This is a genomic window from Arenimonas sp. (assembly GCF_022842045.1).
In the GTDB taxonomy this organism is placed as follows: Bacteria; Pseudomonadota; Gammaproteobacteria; order Xanthomonadales; family Xanthomonadaceae; genus Arenimonas.
In genome coordinates this window covers 22,719-36,788 of the sequence record NZ_JALHQI010000029.1, presented here as the reverse complement: position 1 = coordinate 36,788, position 14,070 = coordinate 22,719, and the positions used below count along the sequence as shown (strand labels likewise).

At 60.8% G+C, this 14,070-nt stretch carries 15 protein-coding genes; 9 read left to right on the top strand and 6 right to left on the bottom strand.

What is annotated here, in order from left to right:
• Positions 1–434 (bottom strand): glutamate--tRNA ligase family protein (locus tag Q0C12_RS08040; RefSeq protein ID WP_290888689.1); only part of this gene is annotated, 434 nt, incomplete at its 3' end.
• Positions 435–538: 104 nt separating this feature from the next.
• Here Q0C12_RS08040 and Q0C12_RS08035 point away from each other — a divergent pair.
• On the top strand, positions 539–1,414 hold the full coding sequence (locus tag Q0C12_RS08035; RefSeq protein ID WP_290888685.1) for a LysR family transcriptional regulator: 876 nt from the start codon (positions 539–541) through the stop codon (positions 1,412–1,414).
• A gap of 215 nt (positions 1,415–1,629) precedes the next feature.
• Here the strand turns inward: Q0C12_RS08035 and Q0C12_RS08030 are convergent, their stop codons facing one another.
• The gene (locus Q0C12_RS08030; protein ID WP_054662439.1) at positions 1,630–2,025 is read right to left on the bottom strand and encodes a RidA family protein; all 396 of its coding nucleotides are present in this window, start codon (positions 2,023–2,025) and stop codon (positions 1,630–1,632) included.
• 140 nt (positions 2,026–2,165) lie between these two features.
• Between Q0C12_RS08030 and Q0C12_RS08025 the strand changes: the two genes are divergently transcribed.
• From Q0C12_RS08025 to Q0C12_RS07990, 8 genes are all read left to right on the top strand, one after another.
• Positions 2,166–3,089: a LysR family transcriptional regulator gene (locus tag Q0C12_RS08025; protein WP_290888681.1), complete on the top strand. Its 924-nt coding sequence runs from the start codon at positions 2,166–2,168 to the stop codon at positions 3,087–3,089.
• 155 nt (positions 3,090–3,244) lie between these two features.
• Positions 3,245–4,456, top strand: a complete 1,212-nt coding sequence (locus tag Q0C12_RS08020; RefSeq protein WP_290888678.1) for an MBL fold metallo-hydrolase — start codon at positions 3,245–3,247, stop codon at positions 4,454–4,456.
• A 33-nt stretch (positions 4,457–4,489) separates the two neighbouring features.
• Positions 4,490–4,801 carry a hypothetical protein gene (locus tag Q0C12_RS08015; protein WP_152906489.1) on the top strand — a complete coding sequence of 104 codons (312 nt, stop codon included), beginning with the start codon at positions 4,490–4,492 and terminating at the stop codon, positions 4,799–4,801.
• A 34-nt stretch (positions 4,802–4,835) separates the two neighbouring features.
• Positions 4,836–6,257, top strand: coding sequence for a hypothetical protein (locus Q0C12_RS08010; RefSeq protein ID WP_290888672.1), 1,422 nt, complete (start codon positions 4,836–4,838; stop codon positions 6,255–6,257).
• A gap of 222 nt (positions 6,258–6,479) precedes the next feature.
• Positions 6,480–6,995, top strand: a complete 516-nt coding sequence (locus Q0C12_RS08005; RefSeq protein WP_290888669.1) for a hypothetical protein — start codon at positions 6,480–6,482, stop codon at positions 6,993–6,995.
• 42 nt (positions 6,996–7,037) lie between these two features.
• On the top strand, positions 7,038–7,508 hold the full coding sequence (locus tag Q0C12_RS08000; protein WP_290888666.1) for a hypothetical protein: 471 nt from the start codon (positions 7,038–7,040) through the stop codon (positions 7,506–7,508).
• Positions 7,509–7,714: 206 nt separating this feature from the next.
• A complete protein-coding gene (locus Q0C12_RS07995) occupies positions 7,715–8,818 on the top strand; it encodes a hypothetical protein (protein WP_290888663.1) in 1,104 nt (367 codons plus the stop codon).
• Positions 8,819–8,995: 177 nt separating this feature from the next.
• Positions 8,996–9,394 carry an antitoxin Xre-like helix-turn-helix domain-containing protein gene (locus Q0C12_RS07990; RefSeq protein WP_290888692.1) on the top strand — a complete coding sequence of 133 codons (399 nt, stop codon included), beginning with the start codon at positions 8,996–8,998 and terminating at the stop codon, positions 9,392–9,394.
• Positions 9,395–9,467: 73 nt separating this feature from the next.
• Here Q0C12_RS07990 and Q0C12_RS07985 read toward each other — a convergent pair whose 3' ends face one another.
• From Q0C12_RS07985 to Q0C12_RS07970, 4 genes are read right to left on the bottom strand one after another with little or no spacing between them, the layout of a single operon-like run.
• Positions 9,468–10,613 (bottom strand): TniQ family protein, encoded by a 1,146-nt coding sequence (locus tag Q0C12_RS07985; protein ID WP_290888661.1) that lies wholly within the window; start codon positions 10,611–10,613, stop codon positions 9,468–9,470.
• Positions 10,610–11,506: a TniB family NTP-binding protein gene (locus tag Q0C12_RS07980; RefSeq protein ID WP_054662424.1), complete on the bottom strand. Its 897-nt coding sequence runs from the start codon at positions 11,504–11,506 to the stop codon at positions 10,610–10,612. The genes Q0C12_RS07985 and Q0C12_RS07980 overlap by 4 nt, the downstream gene beginning before the upstream one ends.
• On the bottom strand, positions 11,499–13,436 hold the full coding sequence (locus Q0C12_RS07975) for a Mu transposase C-terminal domain-containing protein (RefSeq protein WP_049468898.1): 1,938 nt from the start codon (positions 13,434–13,436) through the stop codon (positions 11,499–11,501). Before Q0C12_RS07975 ends, Q0C12_RS07980 begins: the two co-directional genes overlap by 8 nt.
• Positions 13,420–14,040 carry a TnsA endonuclease N-terminal domain-containing protein gene (locus tag Q0C12_RS07970; protein ID WP_343212450.1) on the bottom strand — a complete coding sequence of 207 codons (621 nt, stop codon included), beginning with the start codon at positions 14,038–14,040 and terminating at the stop codon, positions 13,420–13,422. The genes Q0C12_RS07975 and Q0C12_RS07970 overlap by 17 nt, the downstream gene beginning before the upstream one ends.
• Positions 14,041–14,070: the final 30 nt, after the last annotated feature.

Genomic DNA, 14,070 nt, shown 5'->3' with positions numbered 1-14,070 from the left:
CGCACGTCCTCCTTGATGGCATCGACGTACTCGGGGTCTTCCTTGGCCGGATTGGTGTCGTCGAAGCGCAGGTTCACCGGGCCGCCAAATTCCTGGCCGATGCCGAAGTTCAGGTAGATGGCCTTGGCGTGGCCAAGGTGCAGATAGCCGTTGGGCTCGGGCGGGAAGCGGGTGCGGATGGCGGCGTGCCGGCCCGTGGCCAGGTCCTCTCGGATGATCTGGCGGATGAAGTCGTTCTTTTTCAGCGGGTTGGCGTCAACAGGAACGCGGGTCGAGGTCATGCGGTCGGCCAGGTGGGTGGGTGGGTGAGAGGGGTTAGCGGGTGGTCTGCCGCCTTTTTGGCGGCCCCTCCCCGGAGCCCAAAGCTGAACGGCCAGGCGCCTTAGAGCAGGGTATCCGTCGGCTCGGGAGGCAGCAATATGCGCCGCGCACATAGTTGCGCCATTTCAGGTATTATGTGCGTGGCGCATATATAGACGGAATGCTGATGCGCCGTCACCTCCGCGTTAGTACGCCTCGCCACCAAGGCTAAAAGGCTATGGAACTCCATCAGATCAGCTACTTCATCCACTTGGCAGAAACGCTCAACTTCACGAGCGCTGCGAAGCTGAGCGGTGTTTCCCAACCCAGTCTCACCCGGGCAATTCTCCGCCTGGAGCAGGAACTCGGGGGACCCCTGATCTATAGAAAGGGGAAAAACAGCCGACTTACGGGCTTGGGACAGCACGTCGAACTGGAGTTCCGGCGGATGCTGGTCGCGCTTGAGAGCGTGCGGCAGCACTCAGACAATTGGGCGCAGGGAAAACATCAAGTTCTTGATATCGCGGTTGCACCGACGGTGGGGGCAACTTATTTCGTCCCATTCCTTCTCAGTGCGTTGGAACAGATTCCGTCCATCGAGTTCAAGTTGCATTCGCTCAAATCCAGCGAAGACGTCTCGGGTTTGATGTCGGGAAGGTATCACGCGTGCATATTCCCGCAGAGTTCGAGGCCTGACATTAGGTTGTCCGTTGTACCCCTGTTTCGGGAGCGCCTGGTGCTGGGCTGCGCAGCGGATCACCCATTGGCTGCATTTGACACCATCCGCGCTGAAGACTTGGTCGATTATCCGTTCATTGATCGGCTTAACTGCGAGTACCGCGGGCAGATCCAGGATCACTTCACCAGACGAGAAGTCGTCATGCGACCCCGTTTCCGGACAGACAGGGAAGACTGGGTCCAGCGCGTCGTCGCTCAGAGCAGGGCCGTCTGCATTCTCCCGGAGCGGTCCGTTGCAGTTCCTGGCATGGTCACTCGACTGATCGAAGGCCTCACGTTGGAGCATGATCTCGTCATGGCGATGGCCTCAGGATCCGCCACACCCGTCGAACTAAAGCAGTTTGCCCAGTTCGCATCGAACTACGAATGGCACTGATTGAAGATCCATGTGCATAGGTGTCATGGCGTCGATGCTCGCAGTGCATGAGAACTACCCGCTAGCCGTGGGATAGGACTCAAATCCGCGTGTATCAACATTTTGCGGGGATTGAGGTGCCCGCCGCCATCGAGATCGCGGCGAGCACCAGCTCCTTGTGGATCGTTGCCCTGACCGCCAAGCTACCTGCTTCGGGTCGACACCGACCACGCGGCTCAGGCCGCTCCAATGCGGGCAATGACCTTGATCTCGAAATCGAAACCCGCGAGCCAGTTGACGCCGAGGGCGGTCCAAGTCGGATAGGGCGCGGCCGAGAAGACTTCGTTCTTCACAGCAAGGACCGTGTCGAACTGCTTTTCGGGGTTGGTGTGGAAGGTGGTCACATCAACGATGTCATCCAGGGTGCAACCGCCGGCTTTCAGGGTCGCCTGAAGGTTGGCGAATGCCAATCGCACCTGCGCCTCGAAGTCGGGCTCGGGCGAACCATCGCTGTGGCTACCCACATGGCCCGAAACGAAGAGGAAATCCCCCGATCGGATGGCGGCGGAGTAAGAATGCTGGATGAAAAGCTCATTCCGGCCGGCCGGAAACACGGCTTCACGTGTGGTCATCGGGAGTTGTCCTGTGGTGGGAGAGGGATTGCGGGTACGTAGCGGTCACTCTAGGCGCTCGTAGCGACCGGATAAACGAGCCAAAGCCGGCATCACTGTTTGTAGAATCAGAACAATCCCGCCATTACCCGGAGCCGCGCATGGACCGAATAGATGCGATGCAGGCCTTCGCCCGCGTGGTGGAGACCGGCAGCTTCACCAAGGCGGCCGAAACACTGCAGACGAACAAGACCCGCGTGACCCAATTGATCCAGCAATTGGAGACGCGCCTGCGCGTGAAACTACTCCACCGCACCACGCGAAAGGTCAACGTAACCGCCGATGGAGCCGCGTACTACGAGCGAGTCGTACGCCTACTAGCCGACTTCGACGATGCCGAGACCAGCCTCTCTGCGGAATCCGCCGTGCCGCGTGGACGACTACGCGTGGACGTGCCGGCGCCGTTCGCCAGCCTGGTGCTGGTGCCGGCCCTACCCGACTTCCACGCGCGCTACCCTGACATCCAGCTCGACCTTGGCGCCAGCGACCGCAAGGTGGACCTGATCGATGAGAACGTGGACTGCGTCCTGCGTGGTGGCGAACTCACCGAGCTGTCGCTGCGCGCCCGCCATGTCGCAGACCTACCGTTGGGTGTCTACGCAGCGCCCGCCTACCTGGCCCGGGCCGGCACGCCGGCGTCCCCGCAGGCCCTGGACGACGGCCAGCATGTCGTTATCGGCTATCGCGGCTCGCGGGCCGGCACGCCGCTGGCCCATACGCTGCACCGGGGCGATGAGCGCCTGCAGGTACGCGGTCGCCTGGTGCTGACGGTAGATGATGGCAACGCCTACCTCGCCGCCGGCGTCGCGGGGCTAGGGGTGTTGTGGTTGCCGACGTACATGGCTCACGCCCCACTGGCTCGGGGAGAGTTGGTGCCTCTTTTTGAAGACTGGCAGCTCGATCCGATGCCCCTTTACTTGGCCTTTCCTCCGAACCGGCACGTAAGCCTAAAGCTGCGCGTGTTCATCGATTGGATCGTCGAATTGATGGCGCGTCGCGCCCCGGGGACGATGCGAATGCCATAGCCTGGCGCTATGCCTCTTCAGGCAGGTTGGCTATGCCTTTCCAATCAGGGTGTCCACGACCGACCCCAGTTTGCCCCTCCGGCGTGTCCGCCCGTGAGGCCGGTCGCCGTTGGCAGTATTTGGCGGTACTAGCGAGCTACTTGGGGAGAGTCGCCATGAGATTGTTGCTTTTCTGCGCCATGTCGGCGGGCCTGTTTCTCTCCGCGTGCTCGGCCACCCAACCTGTGCGTCCAGATAAGGCCGGGTCGATTGCGCCAACACAGAACGTAGTCGTCATAAGGGGGCTTGAAGGGGAAGGTGATGTCCAACGGGCGCCCCCTGCCGTCGTGCGACGCTTGGAGGTTGAGGAGCGCAACAACCGGTACCTTGGTCGCTTGCAGGCGGTAGAACCTCCCGATCTCCACGTGCGGGTTGTCGATGTCGGTCAGGGTCTTTGCGTCGTCGGCCTTACGGCGGAGGGATACACATTTCTCGTCGACGCGGGTCACTGGATCGGAAACGCCTGTGCCGACGGGGTGGACAGGCTCTTGCCGGACATGGGTCTGTCCATGGTGGTGCTTACCCACAGCGATGGAGACCACCTTGGCAACCTGCCGCTCATCTTAGAATCGAGGGAGGTAGGCACACTACTGTGGACTGGCTACACGCCGCCGCACTGCACGCACGTCGGCGCCTCCGGATGCACCACCTTCTTCAATGCACGGGAGGCAATCGGCGAGGTCGCAGCGGATCAGTCATCCGTCCTCAACCTGAAAACAACGCCGCTCGCATCTGGCCAGGTGTTTGAGCTTGGCGAAGTGGAGATCACCTTCCTGGCGGGATGGCACGAGTTCCCGGACGTGGGGCAAATGAGCCCTTCAGAGATCTCCAATGCTGTCTCCATCATGGTTCGAATCTCGCATGGTGGCAGATCGATCCTGGTGACAGGCGACGCAATTGGCCGGCCGTTGCGTGGGTCAGACGACGAAACGTGCACAGGCTCGGAGGGATGGGCCGTCGAGGACGTGGAAGCGGATCTGCTGAGCGCCGACGTGCTGATTGCTTCCCATCACGGAGGCAACAACGGAAGCGCGAAGTGCTTCATCACCGCGGTCGCGCCAGAGTTTGTCATCTTCTCTGCGGGCGGCGGGCACGGACACCCCCATCGGGAAACCGTCGCTCGCTTTCTTGCAGCGGGAATCCCGGAAGCACATCTCCTTCGGACTGATCGGGGCAGCAACAGCGCGAGCGACGCCGAGGAGGGGGAATGGGCCGAGACGTCCGTGCCGGCGTGTGGGGATAAGTCGAAGGACGATGACATTGACATCCTCTTCGGTAGCGATGGCGGCATCACAACTTCGTATGTGGAGCCCAACCGTTGCGAGTAGCGCCGAAACAAAGCCAAATATAGGGGAGTCAGAATGAAACTCGCGAAGATCGAGGAAGCCGTCGGGATTGCAATCAAACTGATGTATGCGGAACGCGTCGGCAAACCATTCTCGTTTTCGACCACGCCAAGCAAGCCGTTGCGTAAGGGTGGAATGGGTGTGTCGTGGTCAGTTTGGGATGGATATCTCAAAGGATTGGTTCATGACCACCTTCCCAAAGGCCCGCCGTTCTCTGGATTGGCAGTGGACACACCATTGGTGGATGAGACCTATCGAAAAGATCTGCGGAGCCTGCGCCACCAGCTCACAAAGCGAATTGCACTGAAAGACAAGTACGGGGTGTGACATGACTCGGATTGCTCGTATCCAGACGTGCGTCATGGCAGTTGCTCTCTGTATCGTTCCGCTCCATGTGTATGCCGAAGCCAGTTCGCCCAGCCCCGAACTGACTGCCGTCTTCTCTGAAGCCAATCAAGCCTACTTCTGCGACAAAGAGGGGAGCACCAAGGTTGCGCCGCTCTTCGGCCAGGTCGGCTTGGCATACCAGCTCAACTTCGCAGCGCTACCTCGCCTCCCTGGTGACCAAGACCAAACCGCCCCAATGCCTGCAGATGTGTTGGCAATGAGATGGGTGCTGCACTGGGGCAGTGTCGAGGCGGGCGACGTGGATGGTCTCGGACTCACAGCTGCCCAGCAATCGGCGATCCAAAGCATCCGATACGACTTGGCCGAGCATTTGGCTTGGCTCGCCGAGAATCCGAAGGAATCAAAGTACCGACTGGACCCAACTACTCCGCTGGCATCCATCAACACGCCAGATGCTAGAGACGCCGCGCTACGCAGGCTGTTCGCTCCTGTCTTGGGAGGAAGTGAGGCGCCCCTCCGGATCCTTTGCGTCTTTCGAGATGGCACCGCTGCGCCCCCCAAACCCCCTGCCGAGCCGTCTGACGGCCGGGTGATTGTGGCGCTGAGAGGAAAAATAGACGACCTGGCCGTGGTTCGGGCTCCCGCCGGAAGTGAGAGGGACGTTGACGCATTCAAGAAGGCGTCCGGGGCCAATCTGTCGTTCACTGACGACGACGTCAAAGGATCATCGGTTCTCACCGCTGAAGCCGTGGTCGGTGTGGGTACACAGCTGGGACCGAACGACGCCGCCTTTCTTTTCCTGCACTACCTCGCGAGCACGTCCGAGACACAAGCACCAGGTGACGACGACGATAGTAAGGATATCCGGGCGCTTAGTCCTGGGCTGATGTATCGAAGGTCTTTCGGTGACGAGGACGGCCAAGGTGCCTATGGCACTTTCACGGCGGTCGCCTACCAGACTGACGATATGGCGAAGGACTCGACGATCCTGCGAGCTCGCGTGGGATTGGTCGACCTTGCTTACCTTCCGAGCGGCGCCAAGGCGGTCTGCGGCGCAACCCGCACTTCCGGTCCGCTTGACTTTGACTGTCGCGCCGGACTCTTTGCCGAGTATGGAGGCGTCCAAGACGCAGGTAGCAACACTGACTTTCAGTCCCTAGTCGATGACAACTACGCCGGCATCGGTGGAGAGCTGACCCTTCGTTTCTCTCTTCCCGGGGTCAAGCCGTTCGCGCCATTGTCGTTCTCGATCGGCTATCGCTACATGCGCATTCTCTCTGGGGATTTGGAGAACCCCGGCCGGCTCTCGATGGATCTGACATACGCAATTCCAGACTCTAATTTCTCCATCGGCTTGTCTCAGACCAGAGGGGAGAACTTCGAAACTTTCGAGGAGGAAGACCTGACGAAAGTCGTGTTCGCATTTAAGTACTAGCGCCAGCACGTAGCAACGAGAAGACAATGCCCAGGCAGCCCCTGAAAGCCGGAGCACGCGCAAGCACCGGTCCAGCTCCACGTTCCACCCGGTGCATGTGCGAAAGGCGCTGCACTGCCAACCTCGGGGGCGGTGGATTCTCCAGAACGTACTGAGGTAGCCTCGGGTACTAGCACTATTTGTTCGTCTTTTTGCTTAGCGAATCAGGGCACAGGGGAAATCATGGAACCGGCAACGTGGGGGGCGATCGGCGCCCTGATCGGTACGGTGGTGGGTGCGGCCGCGAGCGTCGTGACCGCGTACATCGCCACCCGCCATGCAGCGTCCCTGCAGGCAGCGGACGACCAAGCCAGACGACGGGACCAGGGCCGGGCCTTCCAGCGGGACACGTTGCTTGCGCTACAAGAAGCGCTGAGTGACCTGCTTCGTTTGGAAGCGCGTTGCCACCTGGAGGATCGCCACGCCTTCCGAAGCACGGGTGTTTGGGGCAAGAACGCCGTTGGCGAGACGCTCTCCGAGGAGAACCGACTGGCGCGTCGATGGGCCATGATCCTCAAGGAGCGGGTCGCAGACGATGCGTTGCGTGTGGCTCTGGATGGTTTCTGCGGGCAGCTGACACAGGTCTCCCTGGTCGACTCGGAGGCCGAGGCGGTAACGCTGTTCGAACGCAACATGCGCCAAGCGACCCCGATGATGGAGCACATCGGCCGGACGCTCCGCGCCCAGTACGACCATTAATGTCTTCCGCAGACTAGGCGGTATACCGAGGAGGCGGAGTACATGCAGCGCGAAGAGGCGGAGAAGCTTCTAACTCAGGCGGTCGACCAGGTCATCCGCTTTGACCGCATATTGCTCGAGCTCGATGTGACCGAGCGGGCGCTCTCCTGCCGGATTTCCCACTACATGCACGATCCGAAGCTTGTCCCGCCGCCGCTCAGTATCGACTGCGAGTACAACCGCCACTTTGGTGACCCCAAACGACTCTACTTGCCGCCACGGAACGCCTTTGACCGAGAGGTCCGGGCCACTACCGTCTTCCCAGACATCATTGTTCACGAACGGAATTCGGATGCGCGCAACCTCCTGGCCATAGAAATGAAAAAGCCTGGCGGCAGCTTGGACTACGACCGGCAGAAGTTACTCGCCTTTCGACGGGAGCTAGGTTACCTGCACACGGCCCATCTAATCTTGGGACTCGACGCCAGCGGGGACTTGGTCAATCAGGTCATCTGGGTTGATGACGTGACTTAGCAGGTGATTGCGTCCGATGCGGATGGGTCGTCGCCGCTGCCCTCATGGGGCTGGATCCGAAATGGCGTCACCTAGACATCACCACCATTGCAATGAGGCGTTGAACAATGGCCTTTTCAACTGACAAGAGACTCTGGAGATACGGCTCTAGAGTTGCCAGCAGCCTCGGCCGTGGCGTTGCTTGGGAGCTCGACTTTCTTCGAGGCATGCATCAAGGCAATGCGCTGCGATATCTGGCCCGTGAACTCAGCTCAGCGACGGGCCGAGCCATTCACTTGACATCTATTTGGCTGGATAAGCACGCCTGGGTGTCTTGGTCCCAAGGCGGCAATCGGGTAGACAAGCGAGAGTTGGCGGACCTTGCGGTCATTGTCAGAAGGACGCGCAAGGGCAAAATTGTCAAATGGATGTGGCTCATTCAGGGCAAGCGAACAGACAAGCTACTCGGTACTTATGGTGGCTCGAGCACCCCCTACGAGCTCGACCTCCTGCATCGTATGCCCATGTTTTCGCTCAATGGATATAGCGGGACCTTCCGGTTAAAAAGGGACTTTCCCCCCAGTGGCTGCACCGTCATTAGCCCCGAGTGGCCGATTGCTGTGAGCACCCCGTGGACGTTCATGGATTTCGACACGGATATGGCCGACCCTTGGTCGGCCTATTCCCAGGGGTACTCGCCTATCGCCCCCCGCTGGCCCGGGTCAAACCCGCCACTTGGGGCCTGGGCTAAGAAATGGCAAACGATCAATTCGTCGCCCGATATCAGCCTCAGCTCCTACACCCAATGTCTCAGCGCGATCATCAAATGCGCCCCTCACTCGTGGTCAGTTCCAGTACTTAACGGATCTTTGGGCGCGTCGTTCGTACCGGGCGCTCCTATTGATCCTGATAATTTTCCAGAGTGGTTTGCCCTTTATGAGGCACTGATAGCCGGTGCTCAGGGAGCACCTATTCACCATGCGGCCACGAATTCAAACCCTCGGGGCTCTGTGTTGCAGTTGAGTCATTTTCTGCAGAACCACTATGCGCATAACGTGCGCCATACCGCTGCACCGTCGCTCAGCTCCTTCCTTACGTTAGGGCAGTCCGGGGGAACGTGGGCAGCAGCCACTGCCGGCATGGGCCAGCGCCCTGGCTCGTCTATAGAGGACCTTATAGATTTCCACCGCCGAGTTGTGGCAGACGAACTCCCGCGATCACCCAGCGAGCCCAATCGGCCAAGAGAGCCTGCTTTCGAGAACGATGAGCCAGGCGGCATGCTGACGCTCCTCGTGGACGTGCTCGGCGAAGCGGACATCTATCGGGGCTAGTGCGGGCGCCGATCGCATTGAGCCATGGGCTGGATACATTTCATCACCCACGCCGATGCTGAATGACCGGAGTTTTGCCCGCTGGGCCGCTCGGCTAGACTATTGGTGGGCGGCCCCGACCTGCACCCGAAGCTGCGTCAGCTCTGGTCGCCATCAAAGATCCAGCGAGGACTTTTCATGAAGCCTCAAACCCATCAGCCTCTGCCGACAAGGCCCGATCTTTCCAGACCCGGACTCACCGCGTTCTTCAATATTTGCGGGAAATGGGGCCTCACTTCTGAAGAGGCCCGCGTTCTTCTGGGCCGCCCGGCACGTTCAACCTACTACCGATGGAAGCGGACTCGCACCGGAGCGCTCACCAATGATGTCCTTGAGCGCATCAGTTACGTTCTCGGCATCTACCGAGCCCTGCACATTCTCTTTGCGACCCCGACGCAGGCGGACGGATGGATCAAGCGCGCGAATGCGGCCCCTTTGTTCGCAGGAAGCAGTGCCCTGGATCGAATGATTGGGGGCCAGGTTGCCGACCTGTACGTCGTCCGCCAGTACCTGGACACCCAGCGCGGCTGGGGGTAGGCCTTGGCGCGGCTAGACTTCACTCTTTCGCGATGAGGCTACGGATGATTTACGGCGCCGGCCACATCAACGCTCAGTCCAGCCCGGACACGCCCTCTCCCAAGAGCACCCTGTTCGCGGGAAGCATTCGTTCCCAGGTGGAAAGTGAGAGGGCCCTGCACAGCCCATCAAAGCTGATGGCCTGGCCGCCGGCTCGGAGCCACCGCGCGCAGCTTTGAACTTCCTGTGATGTCAGTCGGTGGGGCTGGGCCGTGGGCAAGGTATCGAGCACCTCCTGAATCCAGAACGGGATGTGCCGCCGATCCCCAATCAGTACCGACCGGCTTGAACAAGACGACCGCACGTCTCGCAGAAAGCGATCCGGCCAATCGGTCATCCACGTGGCCAGCGCGAGCATGATCGGCCTCCTCAAGTAGACCCCCATACGCTCGAACTCTGTGTGCGTCCCAGAGGGCCGCAACGTGCCGTCCCGGTCGATGATTGCCGTGTTCGCCAGGTGCTTCAAACGCGATGAGGTGAGGGTGTGCACGAGAAACCGGTACCCATTGAACAGCGTCAGCGAGCTGACCCAGCGGCAGTTCATGCGTGCTCCGCCGCTGCCGGCCGCGGCCACGAGTCGCGCCTGCTGTCGTCGCAGTAGGTATTTTGACCCGGCACTGGCATCTGGCGTGTTCAGGGCCTCGCCGCAAGTCGCGCAGCCCCAGCGTTGCCCGCGATCCGGATGCATCCGGTGAAACATGAAGGGAGACGCGCACGTGGGGCACCGGTCGAACAGAGGGCGCTCATGCTCCAGGCACTCGGTCACGAACGCGTAGCGCCACTGCTTTCGAGCGTATGCGATGGGTTCCGCCAAGCATTGCGGACAGTATTGAAGTCCATGGTGCCGGCGTACCCGGTGGTAAACACCCAGGGGAAGCACCCATCGACAGACTGTCCCGGTCCGGCTTTCGCCGGTGACCTTGCCCTGGATCGTCGTCAACAGGAGTTCCGACAACCGGTACTCGGAAATGCCCGTCCATTTCGAGAGCACGGGTAGCAATGCAACGGGCATGGTCAGATCGAGGTCGCGGTTCAGCAACGGGACTGCCCCGAACATCATTGAGCACAGCGTGTGGTCCGAGCGGCCGTTGGCTCGGGCCAGCCTATGGAGCCAGGAAGACATCAGTTCGTCTGGTTGAGGCGGCGGAACACTGGCCCAGCGATTGCCGCGGACCCTCACGGCGTGGCGGCACGGGCCAAGCGTTTGCGGTCTGACGGGGGCGTCCAGGCCAGACCTCGGAGGAGGGCCTCGTCAATCCGCGGGGCGTCTGAGGCGATCGCCACACTGAGCGCCAGCTCGAGCAAGTCGTAGACTTCGCCCACGAGGCCCTCGGACAACGTGTGGATCAGGGCCGCCATTGCCTTCTTGCCCAGGCCCGAACGCTCCGGCAGCGGCATGTGCTCCTCGAAAGACAGCAGCAGTCGCTGGAAGTCAGCATCCAGCTTCCACGTGGGCAATGTGAGCGGCCGAAGTCGGTTGATCATTTCGTCTGACGATGCCAGGCCCCCGGTGCCGCGGGGTGTGCTGAAGGCCACTACGGGCACGGGCACCTGGTTGGCGATGTACCGCAATGCGTCCATCACGGCTCTGCGCTGTTCGAGTCGGGCGCCAAGAATCTTCTGAAGCTCGTCCAGCATCAACAACTGCAGGCCGGCGTTACGCATCGCGACGATGGCGGCCTCGCGCTTGTCGGGCACGGGATCGGTGAGCCGGTAGGGAATCCCCAAGATCGAGAGAATGCGCTCAATAATGGCTGCCTCGGTCGGCGTAGGAACGACCTCCAGCAGCATCACTGGCATTTGCATCTTGTTATCGGCTTCGGAGAAGACCGGCGGGTGGAGGCCGGCAAATCTCATAGCGATTGATGTCTTGCCGTTGTTCGATTCCGACGTAACCAAATATCCCGGCATGCGCGCCCGGCGCGGCTTGTTCACAAGCTCTTCCAATCGAGCCAGGATGGCGTCGGACGCCGGGTACTTGATCCAGAACTCGGTCTGAAACCAAGCCAAACGCTCGGCTGCCGGGCGGCCCAGCATCGCGCGTGTTTCGGCGCTCAGATGGTCCTCAGCCACCGCGCACAACCTCGAAGGACGATATCTCCTCGTCGTCCTCCAGCAGGCCGTTCGTGTTGGCGGGCCTGCTGGGCGGCGCTTGCTGGCTGGCGGGGGTGGCAGCGCCTACTTGTGCGGCTTCAGCAGCCTTCTTCTTTTCGTAGGTTCGCTTCTTCTGATCTCGCTTACGGGCTTCCTTGGTCTCATCGCTCGCATTATTCTTGATCCGCTGGAGCTCCTCGTAGGTATCAAACACGAGGTCCTCATCAACCTCTTCCTTGCCTTGGGCTCGCAGGTGCGCTCTGACCTCTCGCAGCTCCCACAGGTTGAGCGAAGGGTGCTCCATGCGCCGGTACGGAATTTTTAGATAGACGTCGCGGTCGGGGTCCAGAAACCAGATCGAACTCAGATCCCGGGGGTCCCGCCGAACAGTGAATCGCCGCTTCCTGCCTGTCTCCGGATCCCGGGCATGAATCCAATGATCGATGCTCGGGTCGTAGTAGGTGATGGTGTCCCAGGTGACGCCATAGGCTTGGACGGTCACTTCCTTGAATGGGAGAAAGTCCAGCCGCAGTCGCATCGGATCCTTGATCGGCGCTTGCAGGCCCGTACCTAGGGTGTGAGCATCGCCAAGAATTCCGGACTCGTACATCCGGATCGGCGGGCGGCCGATACCGTCATGCTTGCTTTGGTGATACACGCCGCACAGATACTTGGTGACATAGGTTTCTGAGTCGGAGAAGGTGAACTCGGCTTCTTCGTGCGATTTGTAGTCGCCTCGCTGGGTAGGGTTTGAGAAGGTCGTCCCGTTGATGGTGTGGATTTCCTGATTGAGCGTGCCAAGGAGCCGCTCGATGTGTCCACCCCAGTGCGGCGTCTTGACTGGCCGCCACTCCAGGTCAAACTTCTGCGCCATCGCCGCCCGAGTGACCATGTCGCATCGGAATGTCTTGTCGTTGTCAGCGTGAACCTTGATCGGCTTGCCCCAGTTGGGCCATTTGACGTCGATGCCATGCGCCGCCAGCCAGCCTTCCTTGGGCAGGATGGCGTGGACCAGGGCCATGCCAACCGAGGTCGCGTTGGGCTTGTCTAGCGAGAGGTAGAAGCCCACGACGCAGCGACTGTAGACGTCGATGACCAGCGTCAGCCACGCCCGGCCAATGTTGCGACGATAGACATCATCGACGATGCACAGATCCAGGGGCGTGTGATCGATCTGCCAGACAGAGTTCGGGTGGGTCGCTTCCTTGTAGGAGCCCGGCACGGGCCGGTGCCGCTTCCGGCCTCGCTCCCCGTCGCGGGCCTCATCCTTCGTCTTGTCAGAGAGCCAAGACACGCGAAGCCTGACGGTATTGGCGTGCGGTACTTTCAGATTCGCGCGGCGGCACTTCGGCCCCAGAATCGTCATGACCTTCGAGATCCGCATTTTCTTGTCGGTCAGGTAGTGCTCTTCGATGGCCGCCCAGATGACATCGTCAAGGATGTCGTTTAGCCGCGATCTGCCACGCCCACCGCTGGGGTGTAGCGGCGCCAGCGCTGCAATGCCTTTCTCCTGCTCCCGCTTGAGCCAGCGATAGATGGTGCTGACATGGACGCCGAAGAACGTGGCCACCTCGGCGGCCAGTTTCTTTGATGGCCGCTTTGCCTCCACCAGCGTCTTGAGCTTCTCGCTTCGCGCTACCGCGATATCCCAGTCTTCTTTTGACAGGGTTTCCGTGCCGCTCGAAGACGCTGTTTCCTCGTCAGGGGTTGAGGTCGATGGGGGAGTGGCAATAGCATCCAGGATGTCGGCAATGATCAGCCGCACCTTCTGGCCGTCGCTTTCTCGACGCGCGATGAGATGGGTCAGGTCGAGATAACCGTCGACCAGGTAGGTGTCGCCACGAAGGACGAAGACTCCGCCGATAGCCAGCGGATTCTCTGGCGCCGTCGAGCTACTGGTCGACGGCACGGATCGGAGACTGTGGCGTCAGCGGTTGATCCAGGTTCGCCACGATCTCACCCCTGCAGATCAGGTAGTACACAACCGGCAGTACCGCTGCCTTGTCCCACTGGCTGCCTGGCAGCGAGGCCATGTACTGGTGAATGGTCGTTTCGCCCAAGGCGCGGACCGACTCCATCACCTGGTGCTCCAGGATCCAGTCGGTATCCCGACGCGAGTAAGGGAGAAGGAACTTGGCATTGGCCAGCCGCGGGGTCCGAATCTCAACCTCGGTGAGAATCCGGAACCGCCAGCCCCGCTGGCGGGCGTAGCGGCGGCAGGCTTTGAACTTGGGCTTGAGGGTGACCCATTTCCGGAAGATTTCCTCCCGATACTTGATCTCGCACAGCTCCGCCCGCTGGGTCGGCTCGCCGTTCACGGTCTCAATCCGTTCAACCAGGACGTCCGGGTAGTACTTCTGGTTTCCCGACCGGCCAGCAGCGGGCCCGGTCACTTCGGCGGGCTGGGGATGCCAGACCGAGACCTGCTGGTCGAACTCGAGGAGGACGAAGTAGTCCCGCTCCAAGGCGGATTCGAAGGGGCCGGGACCCTCTACCTTCGCGCCGGACGTCATCATTCCGGTCAGCGACCGGCGGCCTAAACC